This window comes from Tabrizicola sp. TH137, from assembly GCF_002855575.1.
GTDB lineage: Bacteria > Pseudomonadota > Alphaproteobacteria > Rhodobacterales > Rhodobacteraceae > Paragemmobacter.
This window is the reverse complement of record NZ_PKRQ01000001.1, coordinates 344,034-361,093: the sequence shown is the minus strand read 5'-3', so window position 1 is coordinate 361,093 and position 17,060 is coordinate 344,034. Positions and strand designations below refer to the sequence as shown.

The window sequence follows — 17,060 nt, the reverse complement described above, 5'->3', positions numbered from 1 at the left end:
TGCATAAACGGGGTGAAAAGGAGCCGCCGATGCCTGAGCTTTTCGCCTATACCGATGGGGCCTGTTCGGGCAATCCGGGGCCGGGGGGATGGGGCGTGTTGCTTATCGCGCGCGAGGGCGGTGCGGTCCTGCGGGAGCGCGAGCTTTCGGGGGGCGAGGCGCTGACCACGAATAACCGGATGGAGTTGCTGGCGGCGATTTCGGCGCTGGAGACGTTGGCGAAGCCGTCGGAGATCACGGTGGTCACGGACAGCGCCTATGTGAAGAACGGCGTGACGGAATGGATCCATGGCTGGAAGCGCAACGGCTGGCGCACGGCGGGGAAGGATCCGGTGAAGAATGCCGAGCTGTGGCAGAGGCTGGATCAGGCGCAGGCGCGGCACAAGGTGCAGTGGCGCTGGATCAAGGGCCATGCGGGGCATGAGGAGAACGAGCGGGCCGATGCCCTCGCCCGTGCCGGGATGGCGCCGTTCAAGCCGGCGAAGGCAAGGGACGCATGATCGCGCCGGGGTTGGAAGCATCGGCCGCGGCGATATTGCCGATGCTGGATTATGCGTCGGTCGCCATCTTCGCGCTGACGGGGGCGCTGGTGGCGAGCCGGTCGCAACTGGATGTGGTGGGGTTCATCTTCATCGCCTGCCTGACGGCGGTGGGGGGCGGGACGCTGCGCGACGTCATCCTTGGGCGGCCACCCGTCTGGATCGGGGATCCTGCATTGCTGGCGGTGGCGGCGGGGGCGGCGGTGCTGGTGTTCTTCGGGGCGCATCTTCTGGAAAGCCGCTATCGGGCCATCGAATGGCTGGATGCCTGCGCGCTGGCCGTGGCGGTGCCCGCGGGTGTAGGGGTGGCCTTTGCCGAGGGCCTGGGCTGGCCCGTGGTGCTGGTCATGGGGATGGTGACGGGCTGCATGGGCGGGTTGATGCGCGATGTGGTCTGCAACGAGGTGCCGCTGGTGTTGAAGCAGGGCGAGCTTTACGTGACCTGCGCCTTCTGCGGGGCGGGGGTGGCGGTGCTGCTGGGGTTGGCGGGGGCGGAAGGGTGGCAGGCGCTGATGGCCTGTGCGGTGGTGACCTTCGTGCTGCGGGCCGGGAGCCTTGGCTTTGGCTGGCGGCTGCCGGTCTATCGGGCGCGGCCGCCGAAGCCGGGATCGCCGAAGCGTTAGGGCTTGATCGTCGGGCGGGACGGGCGCAGGCTGATGAGCGAATGACCGTTCAGGATGTGCCATGGCGCGACCGCGTTCCATCCCCGATGCCGTGATCTATGATGCCGTTCTCGACCTGCTGGAAGAGCGGGGCGCGGCGGCGGTGTCCTTTGGCGCGGTGTCGGCGGTGGTTGGGCTGGCCCCGCCGTCGCTGGTGCAGCGCTATGGCGACCGGGAGGGAATGCTGCGCGCCGCGCTGGCGCATGGCTGGGAGCGGGTCGCGGCGGTGACGGAAGCCGCCGAGGCGGCGGAGGAGAGCGCGCAGGGCTTTCTGAAGGCGCTGGGGGTGGCGGTGCGGGTGTCGCTGGTCTGGGCCTCGGTTGGGGAGGGGCTGGCGGGGGAGCGGGCGGCAGCCTGGCGCGCGGGCGTGGAGGCGGCGGTGGCGCGCAAGGCCGGGTGCAAGGCCGAGGCGGCGGCGATGATCTTTGCCGCCTGGCAGGGGCGGATGCTGTGGGACGCGGCGGGCGGGGCGGGGTTCCGGCTGCGCGATGCGGTGAAGCGGATCGGCTAGCGCGAGACGTATTTTTGCCAGAGCCAGATGAGGGCGATGGCCCCGATCACCGCGCCGACGAAGGCCGCGACCCAGCCGGAGACGGAGACGAGGAAGCGCAGGATGCCCCAGCCCAGCAGCGCGCCGCCGATGCCGATGGCGATGGTGGTGAGGACGTCGGTCTGCACGCGCATGAAGCGGGTGGCGAGGAAGCCCGCGGCGGCTCCGATGACGATGAGGATGAGGATGGGCATGGGTGCCTCCGGTCTGCGCGGTCAGTGTGGCGCAGCTTGCCCGATCCGTCCAGCCGTCAGTCCAGCCGGGCGGGAAGGGTGAGGCCGTTGAGGAAATCCTGCGGGGCCTGGGCCTTTTTCCCTTCGCGCTGGGCGAGGGTGATGTCGATGGCCCCCTGCCCGCAGGCGATGGTGAGGCCGTGGAGGAGGGTGCCGGGGGGGGCTGCGCCGGACGCGAGGCGGGAGCGGAGGAGTTTGATGCGTTCGCCGCCTGCCATGCACCAGGCGCCGGGGAAGGGCGAGAGGGCGCGGATCTGGCGGTCAACCTCGGTCGCGGGGCGGGACCAGTCGATGCGGGATTCGGCCTTTTCGATCTTGGCGGCGTAGGTGACGCCTTCGGTGGGTTGCGCTTCGGGGGTGAGGGTTGGCAGGCGGTCGAGGGCCGTCAGGATCAGGCGCGCGCCCATCTGGGAGAGGCGGTCGTGCAGGTCCTGGGTGGTTTCCTCTGCCCCGATTGGGGTGGATTGGCGCAAAAGGACGGGGCCGGTGTCGAGGCCTGCCTCCATCTGCATGATGCAGATGCCGGTTTCGGCATCGCCTGCCATGATGGCGCGGTGGATCGGGGCCGCGCCGCGCCAGCGGGGCAGGAGCGAGGCGTGGATGTTGAGGCAACCGTGGCGGGGCGCGTCGAGGATGGCTTGCGGCAGGATCAGGCCATAAGCGACGACGACGGCCACATCGGCATCCAGCGCGGCGAAGGCGGCCTGTTCTTCAGGGGATTTCAGGCTGACAGGATGGCGGACGGGCAGGCCGAGCGTTGCGGCGGCCGCATGGACGGGAGTGGGGCGGAGGTCCTTGCCCCGGCCGGCGGGGCGGGGGGGTTGGCTATAGACGGCGACGATGTCATGCTGCGCAGCGAGGGCGTGCAGCACGGGGACCGAGAAATCGGGCGTGCCCATGAAAACGATTTTCACCCGCGCCTCCGCAGCTTTTCCGCCTTGGCGAGCAGCATCTTGCGCTTGAGGGGCGAGAGGCGGTCGAAATACATCTTGCCTGCGAGATGGTCGATCTGGTGCTGGACCGAGGTCGCCCAGAGATGGACGAAGTCGCGCTCTTCGGTTTCGCCCTTGTCGTTCAGGAAGCGGACGGTCACGGCGCGGGGGCGTTCGATCACTGCCGAGACGCCGGGGAGGTTGGGCGAGGCCTCTTCATGCGTGCGGTTCTGGACAGAGGCATGCAGGATTTCCGGGTTCGCCATGCGGATGGCCTGCCCGCGTTCGGTGGAGCAATCCACTACGGCGAGGCGGAGGGGAATGCCGATCTGCACGGCGGCAAGGCCGTAACCGGGCATGGCATCCATCGTGTCGATCATGTCGGCCCAGATGGCGCGGATCTCGTCTGTGATGGCATCCACCGTTGCGGCGGGGGCCTTCAGGATGGGGTGGGGCCAGGGAAGGCAGGGGCGGACGGTCATCCGCCCTGCCGCGCGCGTTCGCGTTTCAGTTTTTCCATCTTGCGGGTGATGAGCTGGCGTTTCAGCGGACCCAGATAGTCGATGAAGAGCTTGCCGTTGAGATGGTCGATCTCGTGCTGGACGCAGGTGGCCCAGAGGCCGGTGAACTGTTCTTCCTGCGACTTGCCGTCGAGGCCCATCCAGCGGACGCGCACCTCGGCGGGGCGCTGCACCTCGGCATATTGGTCGGGGATGGAGAGGCAGCCTTCGTCATAGGTCGAAAGCTCTTCCGATACCCAAGTGATTTCGGGGTTGAAGAGGACGAGGGGGCGGGGGCTCTCATTCTCGCCCTTGACGCAATCCATGACGATGAGCCGCTTGGTGACGCCGATCTGGGGGGCGGCGAGGCCGATGCCGGGGGCATCGTACATCGTCTGAAGCATGTCTTCGGCCAGTTTGCCCATGTCGGGCGTGATCTCGGCGACGGGGTCGCAGAGTTTCTTCAGGCGCGGGTCGGGATGGATCAGGATAGGGCGGATCATGAGGGTTGGATAGCGGAAAAGCCCCCAGGGGTGCAATGGCGGGACGGGGAGGGTGGCGGCGAGGGGTTATCCGGAATTCTGGTTTGTGTTTTGATCGTATATCGGGACAGGGTTCCGATTTAAGTATTGGAATCGGAACATTGTATCGGCGTCAATTTCTCAGTTGGAACGACGGTTCTGCGTTGCTATTCGTGGCCAAGGCAGCTTGGACAGAGGGCGGATATGGATTTCGACACCCCGATCAACCGCATCGGCACCCATTGCGTGAAATGGGACATGATGGAGAAGCTTTACGGCGTTCCGGCCGAGGGCGGGTTGGCAATGTGGGTGGCGGATATGGAGTTCCGGCCCCCGGCCATCGTGCAGCAGGCGGTGGAGCGGATGGCGGCGCATGGCGTCTATGGCTATTTCGGCGATGACCGGGCCTATCTTGAGGCGATCCGCTGGTGGATGAAGAACCGGCACGGCTGGGACGTGGCGGCGGGGGACATTTTCACCACGCATGGTTTGGTGAACGGGACGGGGCTGTGTCTGGAGGCATTCACCGCGCCGGGGGATGGGGTGGTGCTGACGACGCCGGTCTATCACGCCTTTGCGCGCACGATAAAGGCGGCGGGGCGCGAGGTGCGGGAATGTCCCTTGTCCCTGATCGACGGGCGCTATGAGATGGATTTCGCCGCCTGGGACGGGTTGATGACGGGGCGGGAGCGGATGTTCATCCTCTGCTCACCCCACAATCCGGGGGGGCGGGTCTGGACGGCGGAGGAGTTGCGGGGGGTGGCCGATTTCTGCAAGCGGCATGACCTGATCCTCGTGTCGGATGAGATTCACCATGATCTGGTCTTTCCGGGGCAGCGGCATCTGCCCATGCCTCTGGCCGCGCCGGAGATCATGGATCGTCTGGTGATGATGACGGCGACGACCAAGACCTTCAACATTGCGGGCAGCCATACGGGGAATGTGATCATTGCGGACCCCGCGCTGCGCGCGAAGTTCGCGGCGAAGATCATGGCGCTGGGCATTTCGGGGAACAGTTTCGGGATGCATATGGCGACGGCGGCCTATTCCCCGGACGGCGCGGAATGGGTGGATGCGCTGATGGCCTATCTGGAGGGGAACCGGCAGGTCTTTGACGCAGGCATGGCGGGGATACCGGGGCTGCGGTCCATGCTGCTGGAGGCGACCTATCTGGCCTGGCTGGATTTTTCCGGGACCGGGATGGCGCCCGCGGAGTTCATCGGGCGGGTGGAGAAGGAGGCGCGGATCGCCACCAACCATGGCGATGCCTTTGGCACGGGGGGAGAGACCTTCCTGCGGTTCAACATCGCCGCGCCGCGCGCGATGGTGGTTGAGGCGGTGGAGCGGATGCAGGCGGCGTTCCGCGACCTGCAATAGCGGTGAATTGAGCGGCGCCGCATGCGCGGCATTCCCTTGCCCTTCTGCCGGGGACTTCGCCCCGTCAGAAGGGGGGGGCTGCCGCCCCCGCGGTCGCTGCGCGCCCGCTCCCCCGCGAGTATTTTTTGCCAAGATGAAAGGGCTTAGGGCGCGGGTTGCTGGCCGCCCGTCGCCTCTGTCACCTTGTCGGCTGCGGCGCGGACGAGGGTGCCGAGGCGGGTGGCATCGGAGAGGCCCATGCGGAAGGCCGGGCCGCTGACCGAGAGACCCGCGACGGGTTCGCCATGGGCGTTGAAGATGGGGGCGGCGACGCAGCGCATGCCTTCGGCGCGTTCCTGATCGTCGATGGCGAAGCCGCGGTCGCGGATGCGGGCGAGATCGCGCAGGAGGGCGGTTTCGGAGGTATGGGTGAGGGTGGTGAAGCGTTGAAGGCCCTTGCGGGCGAGGATGCCTTGCACCTTTTCCGTTGGATACCAGGCCAGAAGGGCCTTGCCGATGCCGGAGACGTGCATGGGGGCGATGGTGCCGGGCGGGAAGAAGGCGCGGATCGCCTGATGGGTTTCCACCTGGGAGAGGAAGAGGACTTCGTCGCCGACTTCGACGCCGAGATTGGCGGTTTCACCCGTGTCGCGCATGAGCGCATCCATCGCGGCGCGGGCGCGTTCCACGACCTTTGTGCGGCGCAGGAAGGCAGAGCCGATGCGGAAGGCGCCGGGGCCGATATGCCAGGTCTGGGCAGGGTCTTCGGATTCCACCATGCCGTGCGATTGCAGGGTGACCAGCGCGCGATAGACGGTGGCGACGGCCTGGCCGGAGGTATCGGCGAGTTCCGAAAGCGTGAGGCCCGGATGGGCGGCGAGGGTGGAGAGGAGCCCGAGCGCGCGGTCGAGCGCCTGCACGGTGTTCTGGTCGGTCTTGTCGTGGAAGGCCTTGGGGCGGCCGCGGGGTTTTGTGGGCATCTGGAGGCATCCGGTTCGGGTGAAAAATCGCAAGTCCCTGATTTCTTGAAAGGATAGCGGGTTTTTCGATATATGAAAAATCTTTTCGAAAAAATTGTGCTGCGGGTGGCCGGGGCGTAGGGTCATGCCATGCCCAAGCGAGGTGGCCATCATGTCCTTTCAGAATCCCGTCTTCATTCCCGGTCCGACGAACATTCCCGAGGCGATCCGCAAGGCCTGTGACATGCCGACGCTGGATCACCGGTCGGCGGCCTTTGGCAAGCTGTTCCGGCCTGCGGTGGCGGGGGTGCGGCGGGTGCTGGGCATGGCGGGGGGCGAGGTGATCATCCTGCCATCCACCGGGACGGGGGGATGGGAGGCGGCGATCACCAACACGCTGTCGCCGGGCGATACCGTTCTGGCGGCGCGGTTCGGGATGTTCAGCCATCGCTGGATCGACCTGTGCCAGCGGCATGGGCTGGAGGTGGAGATCATCGAGACGCCCTGGGGGCAGGGTGCGCCCGTGGCGGCCATCGAGGCGGCGTTGAAGGCCGACAGGGCGGGGCGGATCAAGGCGGTGCTGGCGACGCATAACGAGACGGCGACGGGGGTGCGTTCGGATATCGCAGGCATCCGCCGCGCTATGGATGTGGCGGGGCATGGGGCGATGCTGTTCGTGGATGGCGTGTCGTCGATCGGGTCGATGCCTTTCGACATGGCCGGTTGGGGCGTGGACATCGCGGTGGCGGGGAGCCAGAAGGGATTCATGCTGCCGGCGGGGCTGGCAATCCTGGGGGTTTCCGACAAGGCGCTGGCGGCGATGGAGGGGGCGCGGCTGCCGCGGACCTTTTTCGATTTCCGCGACATGCTGCGGAGCTATGCCGGGGGTGGGTATCCCTATACGCCCGCGGTGGGGCTGATCGCGGGTCTCGCGAAATCCATCGAGATGCTGGAGGAGGAGGGGCTGGAGGCCGTCTATGCCCGCCATGCGCGGCTGGCCGAAGGGGTGCGGCGCGCGGTGGCGGCCTGGGGGATGCGGCCCTGCGCGGCCTCGGCGGATCTGTATTCCGAGACGGTGACGGCGGTGGTCGTGCCTGCCGGGTGCAATGGCACGGACCTCGTGAAGCTGGCGGCGGAGAAATATGGCGTGGCCTTTGGCGTGGGCTTAGGCGAGGTGGCGGGCAAGGTGTTCCGCATCGGGCATCTGGGAATGCTGACCGATGTGATGGTGCTGGGCGGGCTGGCCACGGCGGAGATGTGCATGGCCGATCTGGGATGGGATATCCGGTTGGGATCGGGCGTGGCGGCGGCGGCGGAGTTCTATCGCGGGTCGGCCGTGCCGATGGCGATGGCGGCAGAGTGAGGGGAGGCGATGAAGGATTATCAGGGTTTGTGGGTGCCGACCTATGAGGACGTGGTGGAGGCCCATGCGCGGATCGCGCCGCATATCCACCGGACGCCGGTGCTGACGTCTTCGTTCCTGAACGAACTGACGGGGGCGGAGCTGTTCTTCAAATGCGAGAATTTCCAGAAGGCCGGGGCGTTCAAGGTGCGCGGGGCAAGCAATGCCGTCTTCGGCCTGCGCGAGGATCAGTTGGAGCGCGGGGTGGCGACGCATTCGAGCGGGAACCATGCGCTGAGCCTGTCCTATGCGGCGGGGCGACGGGGCATTCCCTGCACGGTGGTGATGCCGCGCACGGCGCCGCAGGCCAAGAAGGATGCGGTGCGGGGCTATGGCGGGGTGATCGTGGAATGCGAGCCCTCCACCAGCAGCCGCGAGGCGGTGTTCGCCGAGGTGCAGGCGCGGACGGGGGCGGATTTCGTGCATCCCTACAATGATCCGCGTGTGATTGCCGGACAGGGGACCTGTTCGCGCGAATTGATGGAGCAGGTGGAGGGGCTGGATGCGGTGGTGGCCCCCATCGGTGGGGGCGGGATGATTTCGGGGACCTGCCTGACGCTGTCTTCCATCGCGCCGGGGGTGGAGATTTTCGCGGCGGAGCCGGTGAATGCCGATGATGCGGCGCGCAGTTTCCGGGCGGGGCACATCATCGCGGATGATGCGCCCGATACGGTGGCCGACGGGTTGAAGGTGCCGCTGAAGGAACTGACCTGGCATTTCCTGCGGACCTACGCGACCGATGTGCTGACCGCGACGGAGGAGGAAATCGTCGAGGCGATGAAGCTCCACTGGAAGCGGATGAAGATCGTGATCGAGGCCAGCTGTTCGGTGCCGCTGGCCGTGATCCTGAAGAACCCGGACAGGTTCCGGGGCAAGCGGGTGGGGGTGATCCTGACCGGCGGGAATGTGGATCTGGACAAGCTGCCTTGGATGAAGGGGTGAGGATGATGGACGGACGCGGAGATTTCGACGGGCTGGAAGTGGGCTATGACATTCCCGCGCTGCCGGGGATGGATGAGGCGGATATCCAGACGCCCTGCCTTGTGCTGGACCTGGATGCGCTGGAGCGCAACATCGTGAAGATGGGGCGGTTCGCGCAGGAGATGGGCGTGCGGCACCGGGTGCATGGGAAGATGCACAAATCGGTGGATGTGGCGCTGTTGCAGGAAAGGCTGGGCGGATCGGTCGGGGTGTGCTGCCAGAAGGTGAGCGAGGCGGAGGTCTTTGCGCGGGGCGGCATCAAGGATGTGCTGGTGAGCAATCAGGTGCGCGACCCGGCGAAGATCGACCGTCTGGCGCGCATCCCCAAGCTGGGCGCGCGGGCGATCTGCTGTGTGGATGATCTGGCGAATGTCGCCGACCTGTCGGCGGCGGCGGTGAAACACGGGACCACGATCGAATGTCTGGTGGAGATCGACTGCGGCGCGGGGCGCTGCGGGGTGACGACGACGCCGGCGGTGGTGGCCTTGGGCAAGGCGATTGACGCGGCGCCGGGGCTGCGCTTTGCGGGCATCCAGGCCTATCAGGGCGCGATGCAGCATATGGACCGTTATGAGGACCGCAAGGCGAAGATCGACATTGCGGTGGCGATGGTGCGGGATGCAGTGGAGGCGTTGAAGGCCGAGGGGCTGGACTGCGACATTGTCGGCGGAGGCGGCACGGGGTCCTATTACTTCGAGGGGAATTCGGGGGTCTATAACGAGCTGCAATGCGGGTCTTACGCCTTCATGGATGCGGATTACGGGCGCATCCTGGACAAGGACGGGAAGCGGATCGACCAGGGGGAATGGGAGAATGCGCTGTTCATCCTGACGAGCGTGATGAGCCATGCCAAGGCGGATCGGGCGATCTGCGATGCGGGGCTGAAGGCGCAGTCGGTGGATAGCGGGCTGCCGGTGATCTTTGGGCGGACGGATGTGAAATACATCAAATGCAGCGACGAGCATGGGGTGATCGACGATCCGGCGGGTGTTCTGAAGGTCAATGACAAGCTGCGGCTGGTGCCGGGGCATTGCGACCCGACCTGCAATGTCCATGACTGGTATGTCGGCGTGCGGAACGGGAAGGTGGAGGTGGTCTGGCCTGTCTCGGCGCGCGGCAAGGCCTATTGAGCGAAGGGCGCGTGGGGGGTGATGCGCCCCCTGCACGACCGGGGAAACCCTGTTCCGGCAAGGATGAATGATGCTGATTGTTTCCGAGGCGCTGATTGCCGACCTCGTTTCGCCCGAGGATGCCTATGCGGCGGTGGCGGCGACCTTTGCCGCCATGGCGCGGGGCGAGGCTTACAACTTCCCCGTGGTGCGCGAGGCGCTGGGCGAGGGGCGGCAATACGGGTTCAAGTCCGGGCTGGACAGGGCGGGGGGGATGCTGGGCGTCAAGGCAGGGGGATATTTCCCCGGCAATGCGGGGCGCGGGATCACCAATCACCAATCGACGGTCTATCTGTTTGACCCGGACTCGGGCCGTCCCACGGCGATGGTGGGGGGGAACCTGTTGACGGCGCTGCGGACGGCGGCGGCTTCGGCCCTGTCCATCGACCGGCTGGCGCGGAAGGGGGCGCGGGTGCTGGGCATCGTGGGGGCGGGGCATCAGGCGGGGTTCCAGTTGCGCGCGGCGGCGCGGGTCAGGGACTGGGACCGGGTGATCGGCTGGAACCTGCATCCCGAGATGCTGCCCAAGCTGGCGGCGGTGGCCGATGAGTTGGGCCTGCCCTTCGAGGCGGTGTCGCTGGAGCGGATGGTGGAGGCGGAGGCGATCATCACCATAACCTCGTCGCCTGCGGCCTCGCTTTTGGCGGCGCATGTGGGGCCGGGCACGCATCTGGCCTGCATGGGGACCGATACCAAGGGCAAGCAGGAGGTGGAGGTGGCGCTGGTCGCGAAGGCGCGGCTGTTCACCGATGAGGTGGCGCAGTCGGTTTCCATCGGCGAGGCGCAGCATGCGGTGGCGGCGGGGCTGGTGGCGGCGGGGGATATCGTGCCGCTGGGGGCGGTGCTGACCGGGGCGGATGCGGGGCGGCGATCGGACGAGGAGATCACGCTGTTCGACGGGACGGGCGTTGGGTTGCAGGATCTGGCCGTGGCGGCGGTGGCCGTGCAGCGCGCGCGGGAGCGCGGGCTGGGGATGGAGGTTTCGGTCTAGCGAAATCTGGCGCAGATTTCGCGTCGATTTCTGCACGCAGAAATCGGGGGGTGCAGTGGCGCAGGGTCTGGTGGCGGTTCCTGCGTCAGGAACCGGGCCGGAGTTTGCGTCAAACTCCGTTTTTGATCATATTTCGTTTCAGGCATTGAACCCCCTGCGGGGCCATGGTCTGACTGGCGCATCGGGCGGGGAGGCTTGGTCACATGCGCGTCTTCATCAACGGGTTCGGGCGGATCGGGCGGTCGGTGCTGCGGGCGGCATTGCAGTCGCCGGACCGCTGGCCGGGGCTGGACATTGCCGGGATCAATGACATCGCGGCGGCCGAGATGTGCGCCTATCTCTTTGAATATGACAGCGTCTTCGGCCCGTGGCGGGGGACGGTCAGCCTGGAGCCCGGCGCGCTGGTGGTGAATGGGCGGGCGATCCCGCTGCACCGGACGGCGGATATCTCTGCCCTGCCTCTGACGGGGGTGGATGTGGTGATGGAATGCACCGGCCGCGCCGACGCGCGGGAGGTGGCAGAGCGGGGGCTGCGTGCGGGCGCGCGCCGCGTGCTGGTGTCGGGGCCGTCGAAGGCGGCCGATCTGACCGTGGTGCTGGGCGCGAATGAGGACCGGCTGGCGGATCAGGCCATCGTGTCGAACGCGTCCTGCACGACCAATGCGCTGGCGCCGCTGGCGAAGCTGATCGACGACCATTGGGGCGTGGTGACGGGGTCGATGACGACGATCCATTGCTATACCGGCAGCCAGCCTACGGTGGATGCGCCGGCGGCGGATTATCCGCGGTCGCGGGCGGCGGCCTTGTCGATGGTGCCGACGACGACCTCGGCGAGCCGGTTGCTGGATGTGGTGCTGCCGCAGATTGCGGGGCGGATCGAAGGGTCGGCGGTGCGGGTGCCGACGGCATCGGTCTCTTGCGTCGATCTGGCGGTGATGACGGCGAAGGCGGTGACGGCAGAGGAGGTGAACACCGCGCTGCGGGCGGCGGGTGGGGTGATCGGGGCGACGGACCGGCCTCTGGTATCGACCGACCTGCGGGCGCGGCCCGAGAGCATCGTGATGGCCTGTCCCGAGACGCGGGTCACGGCGGGGGGGATGCTGCGGGTCTTCGGCTGGTATGACAATGAATGGGGTTTTTCCAACCGGATGCTGGATGTGGCGCGGCGGATGGGGTGATCCGCCGCGCCGCGCGGATCAGACGGCCACCCGTTCGCCCAGTTCCACCACGCGATTGCGCGGCAGGTGGTAGAAGTCGGACGGATCGGCGGAGAAGCGCGACAGGAGCGCGAAGATGTTGTCGAGCAGCCGGTCGAGGCCGATGGGCCCGGTGACGACGGGCCGCCGCTTGCCCAGGAAGAAGGACGAGGCCATCACGTCGAATTTCAGCCCCGCCTTGCGGGCATGGGCCATGGCGCGGGTCACGTTCGGGGTTTCCATGAAGCCGAAGCGCAGGGTGAGGCGGGCGAAGCGGGGGTTGATGACCTCGTAGCTGGCGCGGTCCTCGGGATCGGCGACGGGGATACGGAGCGTCTCGACCGTGACGAGGACGTTCTGGTCGTGCAGCACGCGGTTGTGCTTGAGGTTGTGCAGCAGGGCCGAGGGCACGACAGTCGGGTCCGGCGTCAGGAAGAAGGCGGTGCCCGGAACCACGGGGGCAGAGCTTTTGAGCATGGAGGCGGCGAAGCCGTCCAGCGCGATGGCTTGGCGGTGGGTATGTGCCAGCAATTGCTGGCTGCCGCGCCACCAGGCGAGCATGGCGAGCATGAGAAGGGCGGCCAGCAGGACCGGGACATAGCCGCCGTCATGCAGCTTGGTCAGGTTCGAGGCGAGGAAGGCCAGTTCCAGCAGCAGGATCGGCGCGGCGAGCAAGAGGGCCAGCGGCAGGGGCAGTTTGCCTGCCTGCGTGACATAGACGATGGCGAGGAGGGTGGTCACCACCATCGTCCCTGTCACCGCGATGCCATAGGCCGAGGCGAGGGCGGCGGAGCTTCCGAAGGACAGCACAAGAGCGATGACCCCGACCAGCAGCATCCAGTTGACGGCGCCGATATAGATCTGGCCGCTCTGGTCATGCGAGGTGTGGCGGATCGTCAGGCGCGGCAGCAGGCCGAGTTGTACGGCGGCGCGGGTCATCGAGAAGGCGCCCGATATCACGGCCTGTGCGGCGATGACAGTGGCGGCGGTGGCGATCAGGACGAGGGCGGGCAGCCAGGCTTCGGGGACGAGGCGGAAGAAGGGATCGTCGATGGCAGCGGGGTCGGACAGGACCAGCGCGCCCTGGCCGAGGTAGTTGAGGATGAGCGCGGGCATCACCAATGCGATCCAGGCGGTGATGATGGGTTTGCGCCCGAAATGGCCGAGATCGGCATAGAGCGCCTCGGCCCCGGTGACGGCGAGGAAGACCGCGCCGAGGACGAGGAAGGCGACGGTCTGATGTTCCAGCAGGAAGAAGACCGCATGGGTCGGCGAGACGGCGGCGAGGACGCCCGGATTGGCCAGGATGTGCCACAACCCGAGGGCGCCGAGGGTGAGAAACCAGAGGGCGGTGACTGGCCCGAAGGCAAGCGACATGGCCCCGGTGCCGCGCCGCTGCACGAGGAAGAGGGCAAGGATGATGCCCAGGGTGACGGGGACGACCCATTCTGCGAGGTCGGGAAGGATGAGCCCGGCGCCTTCGACCGCGGAGAGGACCGAGATGGCGGGGGTGATGATCGCGTCGCCCGCAAAGAGCGCCGCCCCTGCCACGGCGAGGGCGAGCACCGGCAGCGAGCGGCGACCGATGGCGAGGCGGGCCAGGGTGTAGAGCGCGAGCACGCCGCCTTCGCCGCGGTTGTCGGTACGCAGCAGAAAGAGGACGTATTTCACCGTCACGATCAGGGTGAGCGTCCAGATGAGAAGGGAGAGGAGGCCCAGCACCTCGGCCCGGGCGAGGCCATCGGCGGCGACGGGGCGGAGCGCCTCGCGGAAGGCGTAGATGGGCGAGGTGCCGATATCGCCATAGACCACGCCCACTGCACCGATGGTGAGGGCGGCAAAGCCTTGCGGGACGGCGGGCGGGGGATCGGCCTCTTCCCGGAGGTAATCGGCGATGTCGAGTTCGGAATCGTCGATTACCGGGAGCGGATCGACGCCCGAAACCGCGGCAGACGGTTTCTGGATCATTGGGACACGGTTCTTGTCTGGATGGGGATCGGCTGCGCGCGTCAGGGCCCTTGGGGCGGGGACGGCGGTCGGACCTTGGCAGCGGTCCGGGACACTCCGGAAGATACCGCGTGAGTCGCGGCGCCTGAGGGTGAGGTTACGCCTGTCATGCGGTTGCGGCAACGAAAATTCTGCGGTGCAGAATCGCGGCGGGATTCTTCTGTGCCGTCAGATGGTTACGACCCACGCCTCGGGATAGCGGTGTTCTTCGAGGTTCGGGGTGGCACCGATCCTGTCCACCACGGCAAAGAGGCCGGGGGGGTGGAGGGGGGTCAGCACGCCATGCCAGGTGCCGCGATGCAGGTTGATGCCCTGGGTGCCATCGGTGAGGAAAGCGCGGGGGCGATGGGCGGGGCTTTCGGCCACGATGACGAGGAAGGGATCTGCGGTCATGGGGAGGAAGGCCTGGCTGCCGTCGGGATGGCGTTCGATCAGGTCGAAGCTGTAGGGCAGGGCGCGGGGTTCCGCCTTGAAGACGGAGATGCCGGCGCGGCCGTCGGGGCCGAAATCGAGGGTGGCGCGGTCATGGTGGCGGCGGCAGAGGCCCGCATTGATGAGGCGGAAATCGCCCGTCGCCTCCAGCACATCGCCGAAGGGGGCGAAGGCGGCGGGGGTGAGGGGTTCGGTTCTGATCTCTCGCATGTCGCGCCGGTTGTTGGGACAGGACCGGGGGTTTTGCACCCCCGGACCCCCGCAGGATATTTCCAGACAGAAAGTGGGGAGGGTCTTCGGGATATCCGGGGTCAGCGTGGCGGGCCGAAGGCACCCGGTCCGCGCAGTTTGGCATGGCGGTTGACGTCCTTGTAAAGGAGGTAGCGGAAGGGGCCGGGGCCTGCGGCATAGCAGGCCTGCGGGCAGAAGGCGCGGAGCCACATGAAATCGCCGGCCTCTACCTCCACCCAATCGGTGTTGAGTTTATAGACCGCCTTGCCTTCGAGGACGAAGAGCCCGTGTTCCATGACATGGGTTTCCTCGAAGGGGATCAGGCCGCCCGGTTGGAAGGTGACGATGTTCACATGGGCGTCGTGGCGCAGGTCGGCGGGATCGGCGAAGCGGGTGGTGGCCCAGCGGCCTTCGGTATCCGGCATCGCGATGGGGGCGAGGTCGCGTTCGTTGATGAGGATCGGGTCGGGCGGGGTTAGCCCCGGTGCCGGTTCGTAAAGCTTACGCAGCCAGTGGAAGCGGGTGGGTTCCGTGCCTTCGGCGTGAAGCGTCCAAGGCAGGCCGGGGGGGATATAGGCGTAAGAGCCTGCCTCTACCTCTTGCGCCTGACCGCCGAGGGTGAGGGTGGCGAGGCCGTGTGTGAAGAAGAACCAGTGTTCCGCGCCGGTTTCCGGATCGGGCGCGTCGGAGCCGCCGCCGGGGGCGACCTCCATCACATATTGGCTGAAGGTTTCGGAGAAGCCGGTCATCGGGCGGGCGATCAGCCAGAGGCGGGTTTTCGTCCAGCCGGGGAGGTAGCTGGTGACGATGTCGGAAAAGACGCCCTTGGGCAGGAAGGCATAGGCCGTGGTGAAGATGGCGCGGCCGGTCATCAGGCTGGTCTGGGGGGGGAGGCCGCCCGTGGGGGCGTAGTAGCCGGTCATGGCAGGAGGTCCTTGAGGCGAAGTTCGGCGATGCGTTCCACCTGCGCGCAGGCAGTGGCGAATTCGGTTTCGGTGTCGTTGCCGATGCGGGTGGTGAAGGCGCTCAGGATGGAGGCCTTGCTGTTGTCGCGCACGGCGATGACGAAGGGGAAGCCATGCTTGGCGACGTAGTCGGTATTGAGCCGCTGGAAGGTGGCGCGTTCGTCATCGGTGAGGGCGTCGAGCGCGGCGCTGGCCTGTTCGGCGGTGGATTCGGGGGTCAGCCGTTTCGCGGCGGCGAGTTTGCCCGCGAGATCGGGATGGGCGCGCAGGACGGCGAGGCGCTGATCGGGCGTGGCGCTGCGGAAGATGCGGGCCAGCGCGTTGTGCAGGCCCGTGGCGCAATCATGCGCGGGGCCGAGTTCGAGGGACCAGGCGCCTTCGGCGATCCAGGGGGAATGTTCGAAGATGCCGCCGAAACGTTCGACGAAACGTTCGCGGGTCATCTGCGAGGGGCGTTCGATGCGGCGGTGGGGATGGGTGGCGGCCCAGTGGCGGGCGATGTCGATGCGGCGGGCGAACCAGACGCCTTCGTGGCGCTGGGCGTAATCGAGGAAGCGGATCAGGCCCGCGATCTTGCCCGGTCGTCCGATCAGGCGGCAGTGGAGGCCGATGGAGAACATCTTGGCGCGGCCCGCCTGGCCTTCGGCATAGAGGGTGTCGAAGCTGTCCTTCAGATATGTGAAGAACTGTTCGCCTTCGATATAGCCCGGCGCGGTGGCGAAGCGCATGTCATTGGCTTCGAGCGTGTAGGGGATCACCAACTGGTCGCGGTCGCCGAGTTCCAGCCAATAGGGCAGGTCGTCGTCATAGGTGTCGGAAATCCAGTCGAGACGGGCGGTTTCGGCCGTCAGCCGGACGGTGTTCATGGAGCAGCGACCCGTGTACCAGCCGCGCGGGGGTTCGCCGACCACCTCTTCGTGCAGGCGGAAGGATTCCGCGATCTGGGCGCGTTCGACATCCTCGGCCATGTCGCGGTGATCGACCCATTTCAGGCCGTGTGAGGCGATCTCCCACCCCGCCGCCTTCATCGCCGCCACCTGTTCGGGGTTGCGGGCGAGGGCCGTGGTCACGCCATAGATGGTGACGGGAAGGCGCCGTTCGGTGAAAAGGCGGTGGAGCCGCCAGAAGCCCGCGCGCGCGCCGTAATCGTAGAGGGATTCCATGTTCCAGTGGCGCATCCCCGGCCAGGGCTGGGCACCGGCGATGTCGGAGAGGAAGGCCTCGGATTGGGCGTCGCCGTGGAGGAGGTTGTTTTCGCCGCCCTCTTCATAGTTGAGGACGAGGGAGATGGCGATCTTTGCGCCCCCCGGCCATTTCGCATCGGGTGGGTTGGGGCCGTGGCCCCGGAAATCGCGCGGGTAGCGGTTCACGGTGATGATCCCGGTTTGGGCAGTGTTGCGGACAGCTTAGGCGGTCTGGGCGGCGGGGTTTATC

The 17,060-nt window shown here is 67.0% G+C and carries 18 protein-coding genes; 9 read left to right on the top strand and 9 right to left on the bottom strand.

Going from position 1 to position 17,060, the window contains the following annotated elements; all coding sequences use genetic code 11:
* Nucleotides 1-29 precede the first annotated feature (29 nt).
* The 3 genes from rnhA (at nt 30) to C0V75_RS01800 (ending at nt 1,712) form a co-directional block, all read left to right on the top strand.
* Nucleotides 30-500, top strand: coding sequence for a ribonuclease HI (rnhA, locus tag C0V75_RS01810; protein ID WP_101919186.1), 471 nt, complete (start codon nt 30-32; stop codon nt 498-500).
* Nucleotides 497-1,162, top strand: a complete 666-nt coding sequence (locus tag C0V75_RS01805; protein ID WP_101919185.1) for a trimeric intracellular cation channel family protein — start codon at nt 497-499, stop codon at nt 1,160-1,162. Before rnhA ends, C0V75_RS01805 begins: the two co-directional genes overlap by 4 nt.
* A gap of 61 nt (nt 1,163-1,223) precedes the next feature.
* The gene (locus C0V75_RS01800; RefSeq protein WP_101919184.1) at nt 1,224-1,712 is read left to right on the top strand and encodes a transcriptional regulator; all 489 of its coding nucleotides are present in this window, start codon (nt 1,224-1,226) and stop codon (nt 1,710-1,712) included.
* Here C0V75_RS01800 and C0V75_RS01795 read toward each other — a convergent pair.
* Genes C0V75_RS01795 through def (C0V75_RS01780) form a run of 4 tightly spaced genes read right to left on the bottom strand, consistent with a single transcriptional unit; the run spans nt 1,709 to nt 3,919 of the window.
* The gene (locus C0V75_RS01795; protein ID WP_101919183.1) at nt 1,709-1,945 is read right to left on the bottom strand and encodes a GlsB/YeaQ/YmgE family stress response membrane protein; all 237 of its coding nucleotides are present in this window, start codon (nt 1,943-1,945) and stop codon (nt 1,709-1,711) included. The genes C0V75_RS01800 and C0V75_RS01795 overlap by 4 nt on opposite strands.
* 56 nt (nt 1,946-2,001) lie before the next feature.
* Nucleotides 2,002-2,898, bottom strand: a complete 897-nt coding sequence (fmt, locus tag C0V75_RS01790) for a methionyl-tRNA formyltransferase (protein ID WP_101919182.1) — start codon at nt 2,896-2,898, stop codon at nt 2,002-2,004.
* Nucleotides 2,895-3,398 (bottom strand): peptide deformylase, encoded by a 504-nt coding sequence (def, locus tag C0V75_RS01785; protein WP_101919181.1) that lies wholly within the window; start codon nt 3,396-3,398, stop codon nt 2,895-2,897. The genes fmt and def (C0V75_RS01785) overlap by 4 nt, the downstream gene beginning before the upstream one ends.
* On the bottom strand, nt 3,395-3,919 hold the full coding sequence (def, locus tag C0V75_RS01780; RefSeq protein WP_101919859.1) for a peptide deformylase: 525 nt from the start codon (nt 3,917-3,919) through the stop codon (nt 3,395-3,397). The genes def (C0V75_RS01785) and def (C0V75_RS01780) overlap by 4 nt, the downstream gene beginning before the upstream one ends.
* Nucleotides 3,920-4,141: 222 nt before the next feature.
* On the opposite strand from def (C0V75_RS01780), the gene C0V75_RS01775 reads away from it, so the two are divergent.
* Nucleotides 4,142-5,314: a MalY/PatB family protein gene (locus C0V75_RS01775; RefSeq protein WP_101919180.1), complete on the top strand. Its 1,173-nt coding sequence runs from the start codon at nt 4,142-4,144 to the stop codon at nt 5,312-5,314.
* A gap of 143 nt (nt 5,315-5,457) precedes the next feature.
* On the opposite strand, the gene bhcR is transcribed toward C0V75_RS01775, so the two are convergent.
* Nucleotides 5,458-6,273 carry an HTH-type transcriptional regulator BhcR gene (bhcR, locus tag C0V75_RS01770; protein WP_101919858.1) on the bottom strand — a complete coding sequence of 272 codons (816 nt, stop codon included), beginning with the start codon at nt 6,271-6,273 and terminating at the stop codon, nt 5,458-5,460.
* A 151-nt stretch (nt 6,274-6,424) separates the two neighbouring features.
* On the opposite strand from bhcR, the gene bhcA reads away from it, so the two are divergent.
* The 5 genes from bhcA to C0V75_RS01745 all read left to right on the top strand — a co-directional run bounded on the left by bhcA (nt 6,425) and on the right by C0V75_RS01745 (nt 11,973).
* Complete coding sequence (bhcA, locus tag C0V75_RS01765) at nt 6,425-7,615, top strand: L-aspartate--glyoxylate aminotransferase BhcA (RefSeq protein WP_101919179.1); 1,191 nt, start codon at nt 6,425-6,427, stop codon at nt 7,613-7,615.
* A gap of 9 nt (nt 7,616-7,624) precedes the next feature.
* Nucleotides 7,625-8,596, top strand: a complete 972-nt coding sequence (gene bhcB, locus C0V75_RS01760; protein ID WP_101919178.1) for a beta-hydroxyaspartate dehydratase BhcB — start codon at nt 7,625-7,627, stop codon at nt 8,594-8,596.
* A 5-nt stretch (nt 8,597-8,601) separates the two neighbouring features.
* Nucleotides 8,602-9,765: a 3-hydroxy-D-aspartate aldolase BhcC gene (gene bhcC / locus C0V75_RS01755; RefSeq protein WP_101919857.1), complete on the top strand. Its 1,164-nt coding sequence runs from the start codon at nt 8,602-8,604 to the stop codon at nt 9,763-9,765.
* Between the two features lie 70 nt (nt 9,766-9,835).
* Nucleotides 9,836-10,795, top strand: a complete 960-nt coding sequence (bhcD, locus tag C0V75_RS01750; protein ID WP_101919177.1) for an iminosuccinate reductase BhcD — start codon at nt 9,836-9,838, stop codon at nt 10,793-10,795.
* A gap of 203 nt (nt 10,796-10,998) precedes the next feature.
* Entirely contained in the window at nt 10,999-11,973 is a 975-nt protein-coding gene (locus C0V75_RS01745) for a type I glyceraldehyde-3-phosphate dehydrogenase (protein WP_101919176.1), read from the top strand.
* A gap of 18 nt (nt 11,974-11,991) precedes the next feature.
* On the opposite strand, the gene C0V75_RS01740 is transcribed toward C0V75_RS01745, so the two are convergent.
* From C0V75_RS01740 to puuE, 4 genes are all read right to left on the bottom strand, one after another.
* Nucleotides 11,992-13,959: a potassium transporter Kup gene (locus tag C0V75_RS01740; RefSeq protein ID WP_101919175.1), complete on the bottom strand. Its 1,968-nt coding sequence runs from the start codon at nt 13,957-13,959 to the stop codon at nt 11,992-11,994.
* A 207-nt stretch (nt 13,960-14,166) separates the two neighbouring features.
* Nucleotides 14,167-14,640 (bottom strand): ureidoglycolate lyase, encoded by a 474-nt coding sequence (locus C0V75_RS01735; RefSeq protein WP_101919174.1) that lies wholly within the window; start codon nt 14,638-14,640, stop codon nt 14,167-14,169.
* A gap of 101 nt (nt 14,641-14,741) precedes the next feature.
* A complete protein-coding gene (locus tag C0V75_RS01730; protein ID WP_101919173.1) occupies nt 14,742-15,584 on the bottom strand; it encodes a bifunctional allantoicase/(S)-ureidoglycine aminohydrolase in 843 nt (280 codons plus the stop codon).
* The gene (puuE, locus tag C0V75_RS01725) at nt 15,581-16,996 is read right to left on the bottom strand and encodes an allantoinase PuuE (RefSeq protein ID WP_101919172.1); all 1,416 of its coding nucleotides are present in this window, start codon (nt 16,994-16,996) and stop codon (nt 15,581-15,583) included. The genes C0V75_RS01730 and puuE overlap by 4 nt, the downstream gene beginning before the upstream one ends.
* Between the last annotated feature and the right edge of the window lie 64 nt (nt 16,997-17,060).

Coding starts and splice junctions, on each gene's coding strand:
- C0V75_RS01735 (WP_101919174.1), bottom strand. CDS start 14,640: ATGCGAGAGATCAGAACCGAACCCCTCACCCCCGCCGCCTTCGCCCCC.
- C0V75_RS01800 (WP_101919184.1), top strand. CDS start 1,224: ATGGCGCGACCGCGTTCCATCCCCGATGCCGTGATCTATGATGCCGTT.
- bhcC (WP_101919857.1), top strand. CDS start 8,602: ATGGACGGACGCGGAGATTTCGACGGGCTGGAAGTGGGCTATGACATT.
- rnhA (WP_101919186.1), top strand. CDS start 30: ATGCCTGAGCTTTTCGCCTATACCGATGGGGCCTGTTCGGGCAATCCG.
- C0V75_RS01730 (WP_101919173.1), bottom strand. CDS start 15,584: ATGACCGGCTACTACGCCCCCACGGGCGGCCTCCCCCCCCAGACCAGC.
- C0V75_RS01795 (WP_101919183.1), bottom strand. CDS start 1,945: ATGCCCATCCTCATCCTCATCGTCATCGGAGCCGCCGCGGGCTTCCTC.
- C0V75_RS01740 (WP_101919175.1), bottom strand. CDS start 13,959: ATGATCCAGAAACCGTCTGCCGCGGTTTCGGGCGTCGATCCGCTCCCG.
- C0V75_RS01775 (WP_101919180.1), top strand. CDS start 4,142: ATGGATTTCGACACCCCGATCAACCGCATCGGCACCCATTGCGTGAAA.
- bhcR (WP_101919858.1), bottom strand. CDS start 6,273: ATGCCCACAAAACCCCGCGGCCGCCCCAAGGCCTTCCACGACAAGACC.
- bhcA (WP_101919179.1), top strand. CDS start 6,425: ATGTCCTTTCAGAATCCCGTCTTCATTCCCGGTCCGACGAACATTCCC.
- def (WP_101919859.1), bottom strand. CDS start 3,919: ATGATCCGCCCTATCCTGATCCATCCCGACCCGCGCCTGAAGAAACTC.
- bhcD (WP_101919177.1), top strand. CDS start 9,836: ATGCTGATTGTTTCCGAGGCGCTGATTGCCGACCTCGTTTCGCCCGAG.
- C0V75_RS01805 (WP_101919185.1), top strand. CDS start 497: ATGATCGCGCCGGGGTTGGAAGCATCGGCCGCGGCGATATTGCCGATG.
- bhcB (WP_101919178.1), top strand. CDS start 7,625: ATGAAGGATTATCAGGGTTTGTGGGTGCCGACCTATGAGGACGTGGTG.
- C0V75_RS01745 (WP_101919176.1), top strand. CDS start 10,999: ATGCGCGTCTTCATCAACGGGTTCGGGCGGATCGGGCGGTCGGTGCTG.
- def (WP_101919181.1), bottom strand. CDS start 3,398: ATGACCGTCCGCCCCTGCCTTCCCTGGCCCCACCCCATCCTGAAGGCC.